This window comes from Pseudomonas sp. RIT-PI-S (genome assembly GCF_025642975.1).
Lineage (GTDB): Bacteria > Pseudomonadota > Gammaproteobacteria > Pseudomonadales > Pseudomonadaceae > Aquipseudomonas.
Genome location: NZ_JANZKJ010000007.1, coordinates 241,762 through 259,584 on the forward strand (window position 1 = coordinate 241,762; position 17,823 = coordinate 259,584).

10 protein-coding genes, 1 other RNA gene and 1 pseudogene are annotated in these 17,823 nt (G+C 62.3%); 5 read left to right on the forward strand and 7 right to left on the reverse strand.

Going from position 1 to position 17,823, the window contains the following annotated elements; all coding sequences use genetic code 11:
- The first annotated feature begins 1 nt into the window (after position 1).
- The 4 genes and pseudogenes from smc to OGL93_RS12640 form a co-directional block, all read left to right on the forward strand.
- Positions 2-3,487: a chromosome segregation protein SMC gene (gene smc / locus OGL93_RS12625; protein WP_263262987.1), complete on the forward strand. Its 3,486-nt coding sequence runs from the start codon at positions 2-4 to the stop codon at positions 3,485-3,487.
- Between the two features lie 178 nt (positions 3,488-3,665).
- Positions 3,666-4,475 carry a cell division protein ZipA gene (gene zipA, locus OGL93_RS12630; RefSeq protein ID WP_263262988.1) on the forward strand — a complete coding sequence of 270 codons (810 nt, stop codon included), beginning with the start codon at positions 3,666-3,668 and terminating at the stop codon, positions 4,473-4,475.
- 94 nt (positions 4,476-4,569) lie between these two features.
- On the forward strand, positions 4,570-6,897 hold the full coding sequence (gene ligA, locus OGL93_RS12635; protein WP_263262990.1) for an NAD-dependent DNA ligase LigA: 2,328 nt from the start codon (positions 4,570-4,572) through the stop codon (positions 6,895-6,897).
- A gap of 304 nt (positions 6,898-7,201) precedes the next feature.
- A pseudogene (locus OGL93_RS12640) lies at positions 7,202-8,371 on the forward strand (putative zinc-binding peptidase); the annotation flags it as partial.
- Between the two features lie 137 nt (positions 8,372-8,508).
- Here OGL93_RS12640 and OGL93_RS12645 read toward each other — a convergent pair.
- Complete coding sequence (locus OGL93_RS12645) at positions 8,509-9,534, reverse strand: hypothetical protein (RefSeq protein WP_263262994.1); 1,026 nt, start codon at positions 9,532-9,534, stop codon at positions 8,509-8,511.
- A gap of 508 nt (positions 9,535-10,042) precedes the next feature.
- On the opposite strand from OGL93_RS12645, the gene ffs reads away from it, so the two are divergent.
- Positions 10,043-10,139, forward strand: an RNA gene (gene ffs, locus OGL93_RS12650) — signal recognition particle sRNA small type.
- A 243-nt stretch (positions 10,140-10,382) separates the two neighbouring features.
- Here the strand turns inward: ffs and OGL93_RS12655 are convergent.
- The 6 genes from OGL93_RS12655 to OGL93_RS12680 form a co-directional block, all read right to left on the reverse strand.
- A complete protein-coding gene (locus tag OGL93_RS12655) occupies positions 10,383-11,414 on the reverse strand; it encodes a hypothetical protein (protein WP_263262996.1) in 1,032 nt (343 codons plus the stop codon).
- A 397-nt stretch (positions 11,415-11,811) separates the two neighbouring features.
- Positions 11,812-12,942 (reverse strand): fimbrial protein, encoded by a 1,131-nt coding sequence (locus tag OGL93_RS12660; RefSeq protein WP_263262997.1) that lies wholly within the window; start codon positions 12,940-12,942, stop codon positions 11,812-11,814.
- A gap of 83 nt (positions 12,943-13,025) precedes the next feature.
- Positions 13,026-15,479 carry a fimbria/pilus outer membrane usher protein gene (locus OGL93_RS12665; RefSeq protein WP_263262998.1) on the reverse strand — a complete coding sequence of 818 codons (2,454 nt, stop codon included), beginning with the start codon at positions 15,477-15,479 and terminating at the stop codon, positions 13,026-13,028.
- A 25-nt stretch (positions 15,480-15,504) separates the two neighbouring features.
- A complete protein-coding gene (locus tag OGL93_RS12670) occupies positions 15,505-16,245 on the reverse strand; it encodes a molecular chaperone (protein WP_263262999.1) in 741 nt (246 codons plus the stop codon).
- A 45-nt stretch (positions 16,246-16,290) separates the two neighbouring features.
- Positions 16,291-16,839 carry a fimbrial protein gene (locus OGL93_RS12675; RefSeq protein ID WP_263263000.1) on the reverse strand — a complete coding sequence of 183 codons (549 nt, stop codon included), beginning with the start codon at positions 16,837-16,839 and terminating at the stop codon, positions 16,291-16,293.
- 44 nt (positions 16,840-16,883) lie between these two features.
- On the reverse strand, positions 16,884-17,441 hold the full coding sequence (locus OGL93_RS12680; protein ID WP_263263001.1) for a fimbrial protein: 558 nt from the start codon (positions 17,439-17,441) through the stop codon (positions 16,884-16,886).
- Between the last annotated feature and the right edge of the window lie 382 nt (positions 17,442-17,823).

A 17,823-nucleotide genomic window follows, 5' to 3' on the forward strand; every position in this document is an offset into this window, starting at 1 on the left:
CATGCGCCTCAAATGCATCCGCCTGGCGGGGTTCAAATCCTTCGTGGACCCCACCACGGTGAACTTCCCCAGCAACATGGCGGCGGTGGTCGGCCCCAATGGCTGCGGCAAATCCAACATCATCGACGCCGTGCGCTGGGTCATGGGGGAAAGCAGCGCCAAGAACCTGCGCGGCGAGTCCATGACGGACGTGATCTTCAACGGCTCCACCAGCCGCAAGCCGGTCAGCCAGGCCAGCATCGAGCTGGTGTTCGACAACAGCGAAACCACGCTGATCGGCGAATACGCCGCCTACGCGGAGATCTCCATTCGCCGCAAAGTCACCCGCGACGGCCAGAACACCTATTACCTCAACGGCACCAAGTGCCGCCGCCGGGACATCACCGACATTTTCCTCGGCACCGGCCTGGGCGCGCGCAGCTACTCGATCATCGAACAGGGCATGATCTCCCGGCTGATCGAGGCGCGGCCCGAAGAGCTGCGCAACTTCATCGAAGAGGCGGCGGGCATTTCCAAGTACAAGGAGCGCCGCCGCGAAACCGAAAGCCGCATCCGCCGCACCCAGGAAAACCTCGAACGCCTGACCGACCTACGCGAAGAGCTCGACCGCCAGCTCGAACGCCTGCACCGCCAGGCCCAGGCCGCGGAAAAATACCAGCAGTACAAGGCCGAGGAGCGCCAGCTCAAGGCGCAGCTGGCGGCCTTGCGCTGGCGCGCGCTGGATGAGCAGGTCGCCCAGCGCGAAAGCATCATCGGCGAGCAGGAAATCGGCTTCGAGGCGCTGGTGGCCGACCAGCGCAGCGCCGATGCCAGCATCGAGCGCCTGCGCGACGGCCACCACGAACTGTCCGAGCGCTTCAACCAAGTGCAGGCGCGCTTTTATTCGGTCGGCGGCGACATCGCCCGGGTCGAGCAGAGCATCGCCCACGGCCAGCAACGCCTGCGGCAGTTGCAGGACGACCTGCGCGAGGCAGAGCGGGCGCGCCAGGAAACCGAATCCCACCTGGGGCACGACCAAACCCTGCTGGCGACCCTGGGCGAAGAATTGGCCATGCTCGAGCCCGAGCAAGCCATGGCCAGCGCCGCCGCCGAGGACGCCGCCGAGGCACTGGAGATGGCCGAAACCGCCATGCAGGGCTGGCAGGAGCAGTGGGACGCGTTCAACACCCGCTCCGCCGAACCGCGACGCCAGGCCGAAGTGCAACAGGCGCGCCTGCAACAGCTGGAACAAACCCTGGAGCGCCTGGCCGAGCGGCAGCGGCGCTTGGCCGAGGAGCTGGCCACCCTCGCCGCGGACCCTGAGGACGCGGCCATCGTCGAGCTCAACGAACAGCTCGCCGAGAGCGAGCTGTTGATCGACAGCCTGCAGGCCGAAGAAGACGAACAGGCCGAACTGCTCGAAACGCTGCGGGGCGAGCTGCAAGCGCTGGGCCTCGAACAACAAGCGGGGCAGGGGGAGCTGCAGCGCCTGGGCGGTCGCCTGGCCTCGCTGGAGGCGCTGCAACAAGCCGCCCTCAACCCTGGCGGCGGGGTAAGCGAGTGGCTGAGCGAGCACGGCTGGCAAGCGCAGCCGCGCCTGGCCCAGGGGCTGCGGGTGGAGGCGGGTTGGGAGCAGGCGGTGGAAGCCGTGCTGGGTGCGGACCTGCAAGCGGTGCTGGTCGATGACCCCAGCGCCGCCAGCCTTGCCGGCCTGGAAAGCGGGGACCTGCGCCTGGCGCAACCGATCGCCGCCCCTGCGCTTGTTGGCAGCCTGTTGGAAAAAGTCAGCGGCCCGCTGGACCTCTCCGCCTGGCTCGGGCAGGTGCGCCCCGCCGAGAGCCTCGATGCCGCGCTGGCGGCTCGCCATGGCCTGGCGCCCGGCGAGAGCCTGGCCACTCGCGATGGCTTTTGGGTGGGCCGGCATTTCGTGCGGGTCAGCCGTGGCAACGACACCCAGGGCGGTATGCTCGCCCGGGCCCAGGAGCTGGATGCCCTCAACGCCACCCGCGAAGCGGCCGAGGCGGCGCAAGCGCACCTGGACGAACGCATGCTGCAACTGCGCCAGCGCCAGCAGGCCAGCGAGCAAGCGCGTGAACAACTGCGCCGGCGCTTGCAGGACGAAGCCCGGCAACTGGGCGAGCTCAAGGCGCGGCGCTCGGCCAGCCAGGCGCGTGCCGAGCAGCTGGCGCTGCGTCGCCGTCGGCTCGACGAAGAAACCCTTGAATTGGCCGAGCAGCGCGCCATGGAAACCGAAGCCATCGGTGAGTGCCGGCTTATCCTGCAAGAAGCGCTCGACGCCATGGCCGAGGACACCGGCCAGCGCGAAGCCCTGATGGCGGCCCGCGAGGAACTGCGCGAGCGCCTCGAACGGGTGCGCCAGGACGCCCGCCAGCACAAGGACAGCGCGCATCAGCTGGCACTGCGCCTCGGCTCGCTGCGGGCCCAGCACAATTCCACCCACCAGGCCCTGGAGCGGCTCGAATTGCAATCGGCGCGGCTGGCCGAGCGCCAGGAGCAACTGACCCTGAACCTGGAGGAGGGCGAGGCGCCGCTCGAAGAGTTGCGGCTCAAGCTCGAGGCCTTGCTCGAACAACGCCTGGCGGTCGACGAGGACATGCGCAACGCCCGCGCCGCCTTGGATGACGCTGACCGCGAGCTGCGCGACGCGGAAAAGCGCCGCACCCAGGCCGAGCAGCAATCGCAGCTGCTGCGCGGGCAAATGGAACAGTACCGGCTGCAATGGCAGGCCTTGAACGAACGGCGCAAGGCGCTGCAAGAGCAACTGCAGCAGGATGGCTACGACCTGCACGGTGTGCTGCAAACCCTTGCCGCGGATGCCAGCGAAGCCGCCGCCGAGGAGGCGCTGCAAGGGTTGGGCGCGCGCATCGACCGCCTTGGCGCGATCAACCTGGCGGCCATCGAGGAATACCGCCAGCAGTCCGAGCGCAAGCGCTACCTGGATGCCCAGGACGCCGACCTGGTGGAGGCGTTGGCCACCCTCGAAAGCGTGATCGGCAAGATCGACCGGGAAACCCGCAACCGCTTCAAAGACACGTTCGACCAGATCAACGGCGGCTTGCAGGCGCTGTTTCCAAAGGTTTTCGGCGGCGGTAGCGCTTATTTGGAACTGACCGGCGAAGATTTACTCGATACAGGGGTCACAATCATGGCCCGGCCGCCAGGGAAGAAAAACAGCACCATTCACTTGTTGTCCGGCGGTGAAAAAGCGCTGACAGCCTTGGCCCTGGTGTTTTCGATCTTCCAGCTCAACCCTGCGCCGTTCTGCATGCTCGACGAGGTGGATGCGCCGCTCGATGACGCCAACGTGGGCCGTTATGCGCGGCTGGTGAAGGAGATGTCGCAGACCGTGCAGTTCATTTACATCACCCACAACAAGATCGCCATGGAAATGGCCGATCAACTGATGGGGGTTACCATGCATGAGCCAGGTTGCTCGCGGCTTGTGGCGGTGGACGTGGAAGAAGCGCTGGCGATGGTCGACGCTTGAGGTCGCTCATGAAACACATGCAGCCGACGGTGTAAAGTTGCCTTTGGTCGTGTTAGTTTATTGTTCACATTTTTGTACGCGTAGCAAAAACACCAACCAGAACAGCGGCTTGGGGCTACGTTTTAAAGGGTTTTTTACCCTATTTCATTTTTGACATTTTTTTGAGGCACAGGACTACATGGAAATCGGTCTGCGCGAGTGGCTGATCGTCATCGGCATCATCGTGATTGCCGGCATTCTCTTCGATGGCTGGCGCCGGATGCGCGGCGGCAAGGGCAAGCTTAAGTTCAGGCTGGACCGCAGTTTCTCCAACCTCCCCGATGAAGAAGGGCCCACCGAAGTGCTGGGCCCGCCCCGGGTGCTGGACACCCACCAGGAACCGCAACTGGACGAAACCGACCTGCCGTCGATGACCGCGCCCAGCCGCGAGCCTAGCCGGCGCAAGCGCCAGGAAACGGTACGCCCCACCGAGCTTGCAACGGACGAACCGCGGATGTCCGCCCGTGAAGACTACAACCTCGACGATGCCTCCGGCTTTGGCGAGGAGCCGGCGCCAGTGGAAGAGGTGCTGGTGATCAACGTGATTTCCCGGGACGCCAATGGCTTCAAGGGCCCGGCGCTGTTGCAGAACATCCTGGAAAGCGGCCTGCGCTTCGGCGACATGGACATCTTCCATCGCCACGAAAGCATGGCCGGCAATGGCGAAGTGCTGTTCTCCATGGCGAACGCGGTCAAGCCGGGCGTGTTCGACCTGGATGACATCGATCACTTCACCACCCGCGCGGTGAGCTTCTTCCTCGGCCTGCCGGGGCCGCGACATCCCAAGCAGGCGTTCGAGGTGATGGTCGCCGCCGCGCGCAAGCTGGCGCATGAGCTGGACGGTGAACTCAAGGACGACCAGCGCAGCGTGCTCACGGCGCAGACCATCGAGCACTACCGCCAGCGTATCGTTGAATTCGAGCGCCGCGCGCTCACTCAAAAGCGCTAACCCGCTATGGTTTAAAGGCCAGCCCAGTGTCAACACGGGCTGGCCTTTTCGTTTCTCCCTTTTGTGAACACCGCGACCGCCGGACCCACGCCCGATGACCACTGCCCAAACCCGCATTCTCGAACTCCGCCAGGAACTGGACGAGCACAACTACCGTTATTACGTGCTAGATGAGCCCAGCATCCCGGACGCCGAGTACGACCGCCTGTTCCGTGAACTCAAGGCACTGGAAGCGGATAACCCGCAACTGGTCACGCCAGACTCGCCCACCCAGCGCGTGGGCGGCGCTGCGTTGTCTGCCTTTGCCACGGTGCGACACGAGATTCCCATGCTCAGTTTGGGCAACGCCTTCGAAGAGCAGGACCTGCTCGATTTCGACCGCCGCGTGTGTGACGGCCTGGAAACCCAGGCGGTGGAATATAGCTGCGAGCCCAAGCTCGACGGCCTGGCGGTGAGCCTGTTGTATCAGGACGGGCAATTGGTGCGCGGCGCCACCCGCGGCGATGGCACCACCGGCGAAGACATCAGCGTGAACGTGCGCACCATCCGCAACGTGCCGCTCAGGCTCAAGGGCAGCGGCTGGCCGACCACGCTGGAAGTGCGGGGTGAGGTGTACATGAGCAAGGCTGGGTTCGAGCGGCTTAACGCTGCCCAGGCCGAAGCCGGTGGCAAAACCTTCGCCAACCCACGCAATGCCGCCGCCGGCAGCCTGCGCCAGCTGGATTCGCGCATCACCGCCAGCCGGCCGTTGGAGTTCTGCTGCTATGGCATCGGCCAGGTCAGCCATGACATCGCCGACACCCATATCGGCAACCTCAAGCAATTGCAGCAATGGGGCCTGCCGATCAGCCGTGAACTGAAACTGGCGAACAGCGTTGAACAGTGCCTGGAGTACTACCGCGACATCGGCGCGCGGCGCCAGGCGCTGGCGTATGAAATCGACGGCGTGGTGTTCAAGGTCAACAGTATCGGCGCCCAGCGGGAATTGGGCTTCCGTTCCCGCGAGCCGCGCTGGGCCCTGGCGCATAAATTCCCCGCCTCCGAGGAAATGACCGAGTTGCTGGACGTGGAATTCCAGGTCGGCCGCACCGGCGCCGTTACCCCCGTGGCGCGCTTGAAGCCGGTGAAGGTGGCGGGCGTGACCGTGGCTAACGCCACCTTGCACAACATGGATGAAGTCGCGCGCCTGGGCCTGATGATCGGCGATACGGTGATCATCCGCCGCGCCGGCGACGTGATCCCGCAGGTGATGCAGGTGGTCACCGACCGCCGCCCCGCGGATGCTCGCCCGGTGCCGGTGCCCACGGCCTGCCCGGTGTGCGGCTCGGAGGTGGAACGCACGCAGCTGATCAAGCGCAGCAAAGGCAAGCAAACGGTGATCGAAGGCGTGGTGTACCGCTGCGTCGGCCGGCTGGCCTGCGCCGCGCAGCTCAAGCAGGCGATCATCCATTTCGTCTCGCGCCGGGCCATGGATGTGGACGGCCTGGGCGACAAGATCGTCGAGCAACTGGTAGACACCGGCCTGGTGCGGTCGCCGGCGGACCTGTACACCCTGACCCAGGAACAGGTGCTGGCCCTGGAAGGTTTCGCCGAGGTGTCCAGCCGCAACCTGGTCAATGCCATCGCAGCTAGCCGCACGCCGGCCCTGGCGCGCTTTATCTTCGCCCTGGGGATCCCCGAAGTGGGCGAAGAAACCGCCAAGGTGCTCGCCCGCTCCCTGGGCACGCTGCAACGGATCATGGCGGCAAAACCCCTGGTGCTCACCTATTTGCCAGACATCGGCAACGAGGTGGCCTATGAGATCGGCCACTTCTTCGAGGAAGAACACAACCGCACAGTGATCGCCCAACTGCTCGAGCGGGGCATCGAGTTGCAAGGGGAGGGCGAGCTGCATGCCGAGTTCGCCGCCGCCACCAGCTTCGAGGGGTTGGTAGCCAAACTGGACATCCCCTACGTGGGCCCCGGCGCCGCGCAAAAGCTGGCGCAGAAATTCGGCGCCCTGGACACCCTCGCCCAAGCCGATTGGCTCGACCTGCGCCAGGTCGTGGCCGAGCGCACGGCAAAGGCGGTGCGTGAATACTTCGACGACCCACAACGCCGCGCCGAAGCCCTGGCCGTGGAGGCGCAGTTGCGCGACTTCGGCATGCACTGGGCTAGCGTAAAAAAGGTGGTGGAAGGCTTGCCATTGGCCGGGCAAACCTGGGTGCTCACCGGCACCTTGGAAAGCATGAGCCGCGATGAGGCCAAGGACAAACTCGAGGCCCTGGGCGCCAAGGTAGCCGGTTCCGTGTCCGCCAAAACCCACACGGTGGTGGCGGGGCCAGGGGCAGGGAGCAAGTTGGCCAAGGCGCAGCAGTTGGGGGTGGCGGTGATGGACGAAGCGCAGTTCGCCGCCATGCTGGCCGAGCCCTCCGGCCTGTAGCAGCAGGCCTGCCCGCGACCCTGCGATGGCCGGCTGGCGCCAGCTCCCACACCTGCCACGGGAACCTGTGGGCCCGGGCAGAGCCCGGGAATGATCTGCACCCCCGCGCCGCCTGGTGTTCACGGCCCATAGCCAGAACAGGCAAAGCCCGCGAACCACGGCGCACCGCTTCGCAGGCTGTCGCCAGCTCCTATGCGGGCCTGAGGACCCGCCTAGATGACCTGGATCAACGCCGGCTGGCTTGTGGCCGGAACTGCGCCGCCCCGGGTGAATCTAGTGATGCAGGCTCGCCGAGGAACGCCCTATGTACCGCTATTTCAACCGCATCAGTTCACGCATCGCCGGCCCGCGCGCACTCGCACCGGCGCCGGCTGAAACGGGGCACGGCAAGCTGTGGCATTGCCGCTGTGGCCAGGCGGTGTTCTTCGGCAACAGCCTGTGCCTGACTTGCCAGGCCCCGCTGGGTTACTTGCCGGGAAACGACCTGGTGTCTGCGCTGAGCCCTGGCCAGGCACCAGGCACCTGGACCCTCGACAGCGCGCCGGAGGCCGGCGCTGTGCGCCGCTGCGCCAACTTCGACACCGCCGCGGCCTGCAATTGGCTGGTGCCCGCGGGAGACCCTCAACCCTTGTGCCGCGCCTGCCGCCTGAACCGCACCATCCCGGACCTGTCCGTGCCAGAAAACAACGGTTACTGGCTGAAAGTGGAAACCGCCAAGCGCCGCCTGGTGGCTCAGCTGCTGAACCTCGGCCTGCCGCTGGTGGCCAAGATCGAAGATGAAGCCACCGGCCTTGCCTTTGACTTCGTGGGCACCAGCATGGATGGCACGCGGCCGACCACGGGCCACGCCGATGGCTTGGTGACGCTGGACATCAAGGAAGCCGACGACGCTCACCGCGAAGCGGTGCGCCAGGCGATGCGAGAGCCTTACCGTACGCTGCTCGGGCATTTTCGCCACGAAGTGGGCCATTACTACTGGGACCGATTGATTGCCGGCAGCACATGGTTGGAACCCTTCCGCGCGCTGTTTGGCGATGAGCAACAAAGCTATGCGGACGCGCTCGAGCGCCATTACCAGCAAGGCGCACCGGCGGCCTGGGCGCAGCAGTATGTAAGCGCCTACGCCACCATGCACCCCTGGGAAGACTGGGCTGAAACCTGGGCGCACTACCTGCACATGATGGACGCGGTCGATACGGCCCAAGGCTTCGGCATGAGCGGCCACAACGCCGGGCTCGATTATGTGCCCTTCTCGCCGAACAACCTGTACGACCCCAGCCACACCAGCGCTTCGGCTTTCCTGGCGTTCGTGAATGCCTGGATCGAGCTGGCCGGGATGCTCAACGAGCTATCCCGCGCCATGGGCCAGCCGGACTTTTACCCCTTCGCCCTGCCGCCCGAGGTTATCGTCAAACTGCACTTCATTCACTTAGTGGTGCAAGGCGCGGGCGGGAAGGCCGATGAAATGCTGGCCATTGAGGGGGGAGGGAATGAGTCGGTGGTGGCTACGGACCACGGTGCGTGTCCGGGGGCGCCGCAGTAGGGGTGGCGTGATGGATGAGGCGGGCGTGCTTAAGTTACTAGAACTATAAGGCGCCCGCCAGTGAGGTGTTATTGTGAAGGATTACTATAAGTTGAACACTGTATTTGCTGAGTATTCTTTTCTATGTCGTAGCCTGTAATGACATTGTTAGGCTCGGACACCAGTACCTCAGGGCCGGCTTGATTTCGGTTTTCGCATAGCATATGATGCCCATTCCTGTTTATATATCTTTGTTCGTAATTGTTACGCTCTAAATGTAAGATTGCGCCGGTGACCGGGTGCTTGTAACTTACGCATCGGAAGTAGCTAGGGTTCTTGCTAACTCCGATGCGTAGTTTGTATATTGCCATGTCCTTAGGGCAGCTCAAGGGTTTGGTGTCGGAGTTGAAGTAAAAGTAACCAGAATATTTGTACGGGACGTAGCGATTGTTCTCGCCGTCGATGTATGACAAGCATTGAAAGCTAAAGTCATAAGGATCTTTAGAGTAGATTCTCATCATCACGCCGTACTTGCAGGTTCCGTGGTACATGCCGTTTTGCTCAACGGCTTCCTGGCTGGGTTCAGCATGGAATAAAAATGAATTTTTTTTCTTTTCCGGTGAGGAAACGGGAAGCGTTACTGCCGCACAGCGTGCTTGGCCGGAGGTCTTTCTAATCTGCCCATTTACAATACGCACATAGGGGGCAACGTAAGGATCGGCTGGGTTGGCTAGCCAAGCCTCGGTTTTTTTAACTATTGCATCTACACTCAGTGGCAAAGTCGAGGTTTGCCTGGCTGTGGTTTCCAGAGTCACCCACCAATCTTGGTGATCAGAGACCGATTCGCTGCAATCCAGTGAGCTGATCAATATTCTCGAAGTAGAGGGCATTTGATCGAGGGTTATTTGAGACCTGTCGTTGCCACAGTCTCTGGTGAAAATCGAGGTTCCTTCGCCGTTGGCGACAATAGAGCAACTATTTTGATTGGGTGCCTCAATACGCAGGGCGCCGATAACCTCAGCCAACGGATCTGCCGCATGAGCGGTTGAGAGGCCCGCTAATCCAAGAATTCCTAACAGTAAAGCAAGCGTAGGGCTGCAATGGTGTGGTTTCATGATGTTTATCCGTTTTCACAAGTAGGTATAAGGCAAGGTATTCGATTGTCTTCTTTCTGTGTACCTAGCACTATTGCGAGGTTTTTGCCCTGTTGCCTGGCAGTTTAGGGTGCTCCCTTGCAGTAAGTGTTAGCTCATTTGCTTTTTGGAACATCGTGTCAAAAATTGCAGATCACCTGTGATAAATGCATTTCAAAGAAGGTCAAGCAGCCGCATAGTTGAGCGATCGCGGCGCACCGTGGAATGAACACCGGCAGTGCCACTCGTTCGTATGATCGGTCGCACTGAACGCCAAGCCGCAACGATTGGGGTGGTGCGGGTGGGCAAGCGCTAAAGCCGCTGACATTTTGGAAGTCGGCGAGACAGGGGGCGGCGCCGAGCGAGCGCTAGATGACGTTAACACCTGAATTGGTTGTTTTTTTCCGGGCGCCGGTTGTATCCGGGCGTCAAGCCTGTACAATGGCCCCCGCTCACCGGGCAACCCGGCAAGCGTGCGTTATGGCGGCCCCATCGGTCCCCTCGCAATGATTACCCGTCAACCTGGTCAGGCCCGGAAGGGAGCAGCCACAGCGGGAACATCGTGTGCCGGGGTGTGGCTGGTGGGGTTGCCACCTTCCCTAATAAACCCCCAAAAACGTGACGGTTTTCGCCTCAGCGCGCGTGTACCGTAGCTATTTCCTCATTGTTGCTCAGTGAAGACACGCAGCCTGCTTCAGGCCCGAAAATGTCGTTTTTTGGGCTGGACCTGCGGCCTGGCGCTCCACCGAGTTGACATAGCAAACCGCGCAGTCAGTGCTGTAGGTGCTTGGGCGCCACTATTTAATGGGAATAGGGCGCCCGTAACTCGTTCATTCCTGGATGTAGCTGGAGCACCATGCCTGGTGGGACTTCGACTTCGAATTGACGTGCCAGCCCGTTATAGCTGAGTTGGAGTTCCAGATTAACTGCTCTGGGGCGCCGGTATTTGGTTTTTCACAAATCATAATATTATCTTTAGACTCAACCCACCGCCCGGCTTGGGGCCTAGATGAAGTATCTAGTCGCTTATCGGTTTTGGAATTATGGAATGCAGCACACTGGAGGAAGAATTTGCTAGAGGGGGACCAGTATGCTATGCCCGTAGCCAACTGGCCTGCAGGGCAGTAGGTAGGGTTTTTCGCGGATTCCCTAAAATCGTAGTTTGCTCTGTAATGCGTATAGAAGGGGTTGTCATTGGCATCGGTAAGCCTCATGCACTGTTGGATCCAGCCATATTTATATGGGTCCCCCGAATCGTTATTGGCGGGGAAGTAATTCATGAAAAGCGCAGAGTCGCTACATCCTTGTAGATTACTTTGGCCCGAGTGTTCGGGCAGGAACTGGACCTTAACCTGCTGCGCGCGCCCGCTCTCGCTTACCGGTAGGCGCATTACTGCACATTTCGACACCTCATTGGGGCCGGCAGCCCTTTTAACACCGGCGCCAGTGATCTTTAGGTTGGGTCCAACGTAAACATCGGCGGTCGGATTAGCGAGATATTTCACCGCCTCGTTCACGATGTTGGTAACATTAAGCCCCCCCTCGGGAACTGTAGACGTACTCCGCGCCGTAGCTTGCAGGCGTACCCACCAATTCTGGCTTTCGGTCGAGTCGCTACAGTCCTTCGCCGACAGCGTGATCGTGGTTGTTGAAGGTACGTCCATAACTCGCAGAAAACTGGCGCTTAGGTCGCAGCTGCGGATCAAATGTGTTGTACCGTCGCCGCTTGCCGTCAATTGGCAGGATTTGCCATCCGCGTCCGCGAGTTGAATCGTACCCGTGGAGGCTGCGGCGAATGCTAAGGAAGCGTTAATGCATAGCGGGATAGTTAAACAGAAATTACGAAGTAGCGGAAATTTCATATCGGTCGCCCTTAAGTGATCGTCGATTTAAAGCCTTGGCAGTGAGATCGCAACGCGCATAGTGCTTAACTATGAAGGGGAGTTGCGCTGCGTTGCGCTGTGTAAGGAGGTATTAAAAAATATACGAAGAATCGATGGCGACGTAACCTAGCAGTACTAATAGGTCGATCGAACCGGTAATGCCCGCACATGCCGGGTAGGTTAGATAGCTGTTAGGCTACCGCAGAGGTCGGGCTGGGCCGCGCTGTTGAAATAAGACCTTATTTGGAGGTCCCATCACGGTTTTCCCAGCCTTGGCCGCGTTACCCTCCTTGGGGGCCAGGAGGGCTAGCCTTGTGATGGAGAGCTAAGGACCGAACAGGGCACTGTAGCTGCTATATGGCGTTAGGGCTGGGCGTCACTCATAGGTGAGCAGGAAGTTCAGCGCCCCCGTGAGCGTGCCGGGTGTGACCGGCCCGGTGTGCTTGACCAGCCTTACGTTGAGCGGCAAGTTTGTGTCATTGGAGGGCAAGGTCGTGATCGGCTCCTTGGTGCTCAGCGGCATGGCTTGTATGCCATCCTGGCGCAGCACCTGGAATGCCACGCCGCCGCCGCTGGAGCCAGCACCCGTGCTGAAGAGGCCCTGGGTGGCATCGATCGCGGCGGAGCCGTTAGCGGGGTCGAGCTGTAAGTGCACGCGCGGCAAGGTGCTACCGGGCGGAGGTACATTGCAATCCACCAGGTTCAATTGGAAGGGCACCAAGGGGCTAGCGCTGCCGGCTCGCTCAAAATCCTTGGCCTCGAAATCCCCCAGATGCACCGGGTTAGGGGTCACCGGATCTGCAGCGGTGCTACAGCCCGAGGACGTCAAGTTCCCCGACAGGGAAAAGTTCAGCGCGGTGTCTACCCCACCCACTACTGACTGAGTGATCCTGCCCAATACCACCTGATGGCCAGGATCTAAGCTGTGCAGCCCGGCCGGGATAGGCCCAGTCTTGACCAGCGTGAGGAAATATAGATGCCCCGATACCCGAAGGATGGTGTTGTTGTAACCGCGGGTAGACCTGAACGGGACCCGGGCTTCGGCTTTTTGTAGCACGAATTCGGGCATTGTCGGATCACGGCCATCGATGGCGACTGTCATGAGGACACTTACCCCCAGACCCGGGATGTTGGTCTCGATGATGCTGTCTTCCGGCACTGACAGTGCGACCCTGGGCAGGCCGCTCGCCAACTGGGCGATGGGCGCTGCGTTATCTGCGTTGTAATCGGTGGGTATAATGGGGCCGCCACTGCTGTTGTTTTGGCATTCGAACACCGCGGGCGGATTAGTAACCCCCCAATCGGACACTACCGCAACCTCGGTGCCGACCGGAGCATCCTGGGCGATATGCATGTCAGGGACATTCAAAACGACCTGCGCAGGGCCTGGATGATCCGGCACCCAATAACAGCCATTAGGTTCGAGAACGTTGGGGGCGGCATAGCTCGAAGGGGTGGCCGCGAGACCTACGGCCAGCAGGCTCAGGGCTGCGATACGGTGTTTCATGGTGGGTGCCTTTTTCGGGGGCAGCGGGGTTAGACGGCAATGCGCCCCCCGCGGCGATAGATGCCAAACAAGTATGCGCATGGTCAGCCTGTGCACTCCGCGTGGAGCAGGTGATAGCCCTGCTTGGGGGTGGCTGCTTGCGGGTCGATCCGCAACTGGCAGCGCTCTTGGCCGTTCTCGCCCCAGCGCGCCATCAATGTCTGCGGTTGGTCGTTGCTTTCTAGCAAGGCTTGGCCGCCCTGGCCGATGGTTGCGACCCAGTCGCCGTTCTTATCCAGCAGTTCGGCACCGAAGGCGAGGTTGTCGCCGCCTGGCAAGCGCGCCGTCAGCAGTACCCGTACTACCTTGCGTCCGCTGAAGGTGGCTTTGACCACCGCTCCACGGCGCGGAATGACTTGCTGGGTACCGTTCTCGATCAGCACATCCGGGCCTAGGTCGCTAGTGTCCAGGCTGACAGTGTTGGCGCGGTAGGGCCTGAGCGAACTGGCGATGGCGTAGCCATCGGTGTTCGTGCGCCCGGCGCCGTTGCGCATGCGGACGTTCTCGATCCCCGGCACTTCGACGATGGCGAAGGTATCGCTGACCTGTGGCGCCGCGATCAGCCCGCCCGGGTGCAGCACCAGCGAGCCGCTGGCATTGACCGAGACACTGCTGTAGGTATCGCTTCTGCTCACGGCGACGCCCAGGTTGGTGGCCGGGCCTTGCCAGCTCGCAGAGAGTGAGCCGCTGCGGTCCTGCTGGCCATTCTGGGCCAAGGCTGCGCGATAGCTCAGCCTGAGGTCCTCATGGTAGCCGGCCAGCGAGGCGCGCTGGCTCAATCGCTCGCCGCTGCGTTGCACATCGAAGGTAGCGCTGGAGCGGGTGCTGCCCAGCGGTATGTTAAAGCTCAAGCCCCACTGGCGGTATTGGCGATTGCGCTCATCGAACGCCTGGCTCATATAGGCGTTGGCACCAATGCCCTGCCACACGGTGCTCAAGGTGGCTTGCACCTGTTTGCGCTGGTAGCTGGAGCCCCAATAGTCTTCTTGAGATACCGAAAGGCTCAGGCTGCTGCGCGTTCCAAGGTTTTGGTACAGCGCCCCTTCGAGGCGGCTGCGGCGCGAACCATGGCGTAGCCAGCCGCTGCCCCGCTCGGCCACGGCCTCGTCGAAATCCCGATAGCCTTCGGTCGAATAACGGTACCCGGCAAAGCGCAACTGGGTGCCGGTGCCGAATGCTTTACCGTAGCGCGCGGCATAGCTCATGCCCTGGCTGCCGGCCTTGATGCCGTCGCTGGCGGTGGCCGCTTGGGTCGCGTCGACCGCCAGCGCGCCCCAGGCGCCGAAGTCCCGCGACAGCCCGAGTTGGCCGGCGTGGTAAAAGCTTGCGCCCATGGCGCCGCCGTAGACCGTCCAATTGCCCGGCAAGCCACGGGCCACGCTGGCCTGTGCCACCAACGGGCGTTGTGTAGCGGAATAGGCCGGGTCGTAACGGCCCACGGCTGCGCTGTAACGCCACACCCCGTCGCGCAGCAGATTGGCGAGCGTGGAATAGGGCTGGGTGAATGTCGTGATCTGGCCATCGTCCTCGATCACCGAAACTTCAAGCTCGCCGCTGCCACTCACCGACAGGTCATCAAGCTCGAACGCGCCAGGCGACACATAGGTGGTGTAGAGCAGGTAGCCGTCGCGGCGTACTTCCACCTTGGCGCGGCTCTGTGCCACGCCGCGGATCACCGGCGAATACGCTTGCAACACGTCGGGGAGCATGTCCATGTCGGAGGCAACCTGCACCCCTAGCAGCGGCATGCTGCGAAACACCTCGCCCTGGGTGAACAGTTCACCGACCGTGAAGTTGCTACGGATGGCCGGGAGATCGCGTTGCGCGTAGGTGTTCAGGCGTTGCCATTGCCGGCCCATACGGTCGCCATCGCTCAAGGATTGGGTCGTGCGCAGGCGCCAGTCCCCCAGGTTCAGGCCTGCGTTCAGGTACAGGTCACGTTGGCCGTCGTTGCCGCTGTAACGGCTGTGCCCCTGGCGTGCCGAGGCTTGATAGTTTACGAAACCCGCGGTGATACCGCTGTCCCAATCGGCGGGGTCGGTGGCGCCAATCAACCGTCGGCGTATGGCGACCTGGGGTACCGAAACGACCACTTTGAAGCGGCGCGTGTTCACCTCAACCTGGCTACCGTCCAGGGCGCTTTCCAGGTCGACGCACGGCCCGGCAGGCTCGTTGGGCAGTTGCAACGCCGCCCGCGTGACCCCAGCCTCCTCCAGCAGTGCCAGGGGCAAGCATACCTGCCAACGTTGCTCGACCCTTTGCAGCGCCAGCCGATGCTCGCCCAGGGCTTGGCCATTGAGCGAAACCTCGAAGCTGTACTCGCCCGGCGGCAGGTCGGCGTTTTCATTCAAGGCCGCCAGCGCGCTGGCGGCCGCGTCGCTGCGCAGAAAGCCCGCCTCGAATTCGGCCGCTTGCACCACGCAAGCCAGGGCGCTGGCCGGGCCCAGCCAGGCAGCGTGAAACACCGGCCGGTAGCGGCGCGGTTTGATCCTCGTCATGTATCACTCCAGCGGGGCGGGTAGGTCAGGGGGCCAGGGGCAACGCAAGGTCCAGTGGCTCGGTGAAACCGCCGTAGTCGTTGATGGCAGCCACGGTCAGGCGGGCGTCAGTGCCCAGCGGTATGTCCACCGGGTAACGTTGCCGCGACAGCGGCGCGACCATCGGCGCCACAGTAAGCGCGTGCGTCTTGCCCGCGCTTTGCGCGCGCAGGGTCACGAACGAAAAATGAAACGGCGTAGGGTTATCCACCACCAGGTAGTCGCGCCCTTGATCGCGTTCGCGGTGCCAACGCAGTTCTTTCAGGCGCAGGGTGGGGTCGCCCTTGAACTGGCTGGGGCGGTGGAACACTTTGATGCGTGTGCGCAAAGCAATTTGCAGGGTGTTGCTTGCCGCGTCGGTTTTCTGCGGGATTTCCTGCAAGTTGAAGTAGAACAATGACTCCCGATCGTTGGGCAGGTCGGCGGGCAGGCGATTGACCGTTACCAGTTGTTCCTGCCCAGGACCTACCCGAAACAAGCCAGGGGACGGCATCAACGGCACGGCAGTGGTGGTGTCGTCGGTTTCGGTATTGACCCACACTTGCGCGGCGTAGGTACTGGTGCCGGGGTTGCGCACTACCAGGGAGGCGCTGCGTTTGTTATCGGCGATCACCAGGCGTGTAGCGCTGAGGGTTAGGGCGGCGTTGGCGAGGCCGGGCAGTAAGCAGGCGAAGGCCAGCGTTGCCACGCCAGCGCCCCGCACCGCGGCGCTGATGCGAAATACCATGGGCGTACCTCCAGGGGCGGGCCGCCTTGGGCGGCCCGCATAGGGTCAATTGATGGTCAGCTCCACCGAGACGTCGGCGTTGGCATGCCCAGCCCCCACGGTGGCGGCGGTGGATTTGTAGAAAGCGGTAAACGCCAGCGTTTCCGGGCCAGGGCCGCTCAAGGGATAATCCTTGGATTCATCGCCATGCCCGACCAGCGTGCCGTCGTCGTCCTTGATGCCCAGTGCCACCCCGGTAGCCGGGCTGTTGCTGGCATTGAGCGCGAATAGCTCGTCACCGTCGGCACCGCCGGCCAGGCCGAAGAAGCGGATCTTGCCGACGTTGGTACCACCACCGCTCCAGCCTGGGCAGGTGGTGGCATCGGTGATCTCGATGGCGAAATCCCGATGGTTCACTTCAAGGCCGGCCCGGTCGAAATTGCCGGCCATGGCGTTACCCATGTCGATGGTGCCGGAACTTCCCCCGGCGGGATCTGTGATGGTGATCGGGCAGCTGCCGGCCACCACGGTGCCGGTGAAGTTGATCACGGCAGTGTTGGCCATTGCCGGTGCTCCCAGGGCCAGCAGGGGCAGAGCGAGAAGGTAGCGTTTCATGGTCAAGTCCTTTGAAGGGGAAGGGGCTGATGGGCCGGCACGGGTCAATTGATGACCAGCTCCAGCTGCACGTCTGCATTGGCGGTGCCCGCAGTCACGGTTGCGGCCGTGGATTTGTAGAAGGCGGTAAAGGTGAGGTCGCTCTGGGTGCCCCCGCTGTTGAGCGGGTACTCGCCGGAGATCGCGCCGTGGCCGATCTGGGTCTTGTCTTTATCCTGCAGCCCGAGCGCCAGCCCGGTAGCGGCGCCGCCGCCGGTTTTGAGGGCGAACAGGTTGCCGCTGTCGGCGCCGCCTTGCATGCCAGAGAAGCGCACCTTGGCCACGTTGGCGGCACCGCTGCTGCTGTTCCAGCCCGCGCATTGGGACGCGTCGGCCACTTCGATGGTGAAGGAGCGGTGATTGGATTCGATCCCGGCGCGATCGAAGTTGCCAGCCAAGGCTTCCCCCATCTTCACTTCGCCGCCGGTGCCACCGGCAGGGTCGCGAATTTCGATAGGGCAGGTGCCGGCGGTGATACTGCCGGTAAAGTTGATAACGCCAGTGTTGGCCAGCGCCGGGGCGCCCAGTGCCAGCAGCGGCAGGGCGAGCAGGTAGTGTTTCATGGAGGACTCCTTGCAGGGGGAGGGGCACGGACCATGTGGCCCTAAAAGCAAAACGCCCCACCAAAGCGGGGCTTTGGTGGGGCGGGCAAGGTTAGTGAGAGTGGAGTTATATGGGCATTGGGCAGGTTCTGAAATGCGCCATCGATCAACCTTAGCTCTATGAACGGATTTGCAGAGCAGCATTAAACTCGTGTTCTGGTAATCCGTCGATCCATCGTATGTTGTCCCTAAAATTAACGTGAACGTACTGTGGAAGTTCCATCCATGCACGTGTAGATGCAGCAGCGGCCCCCGCGCCGCTTGTCGACGGCAGTGCGCTAGCGGGCGATGGTGTTTGTGGGGCAGGGTTTTTAACCCGTTTAGGCGGTACATTTACCCCAGA

Coding starts and splice junctions, on each gene's coding strand:
- smc (WP_263262987.1), top strand. CDS start 2: ATGCGCCTCAAATGCATCCGCCTGGCGGGGTTCAAATCCTTCGTGGAC.
- zipA (WP_263262988.1), top strand. CDS start 3,666: ATGGAAATCGGTCTGCGCGAGTGGCTGATCGTCATCGGCATCATCGTG.
- ligA (WP_263262990.1), top strand. CDS start 4,570: ATGACCACTGCCCAAACCCGCATTCTCGAACTCCGCCAGGAACTGGAC.
- OGL93_RS12645 (WP_263262994.1), bottom strand. CDS start 9,534: ATGAAACCACACCATTGCAGCCCTACGCTTGCTTTACTGTTAGGAATT.
- OGL93_RS12655 (WP_263262996.1), bottom strand. CDS start 11,414: ATGAAATTTCCGCTACTTCGTAATTTCTGTTTAACTATCCCGCTATGC.
- OGL93_RS12660 (WP_263262997.1), bottom strand. CDS start 12,942: ATGAAACACCGTATCGCAGCCCTGAGCCTGCTGGCCGTAGGTCTCGCG.
- OGL93_RS12665 (WP_263262998.1), bottom strand. CDS start 15,479: ATGACGAGGATCAAACCGCGCCGCTACCGGCCGGTGTTTCACGCTGCC.
- OGL93_RS12670 (WP_263262999.1), bottom strand. CDS start 16,245: ATGGTATTTCGCATCAGCGCCGCGGTGCGGGGCGCTGGCGTGGCAACG.
- OGL93_RS12675 (WP_263263000.1), bottom strand. CDS start 16,839: ATGAAACGCTACCTTCTCGCTCTGCCCCTGCTGGCCCTGGGAGCACCG.
- OGL93_RS12680 (WP_263263001.1), bottom strand. CDS start 17,441: ATGAAACACTACCTGCTCGCCCTGCCGCTGCTGGCACTGGGCGCCCCG.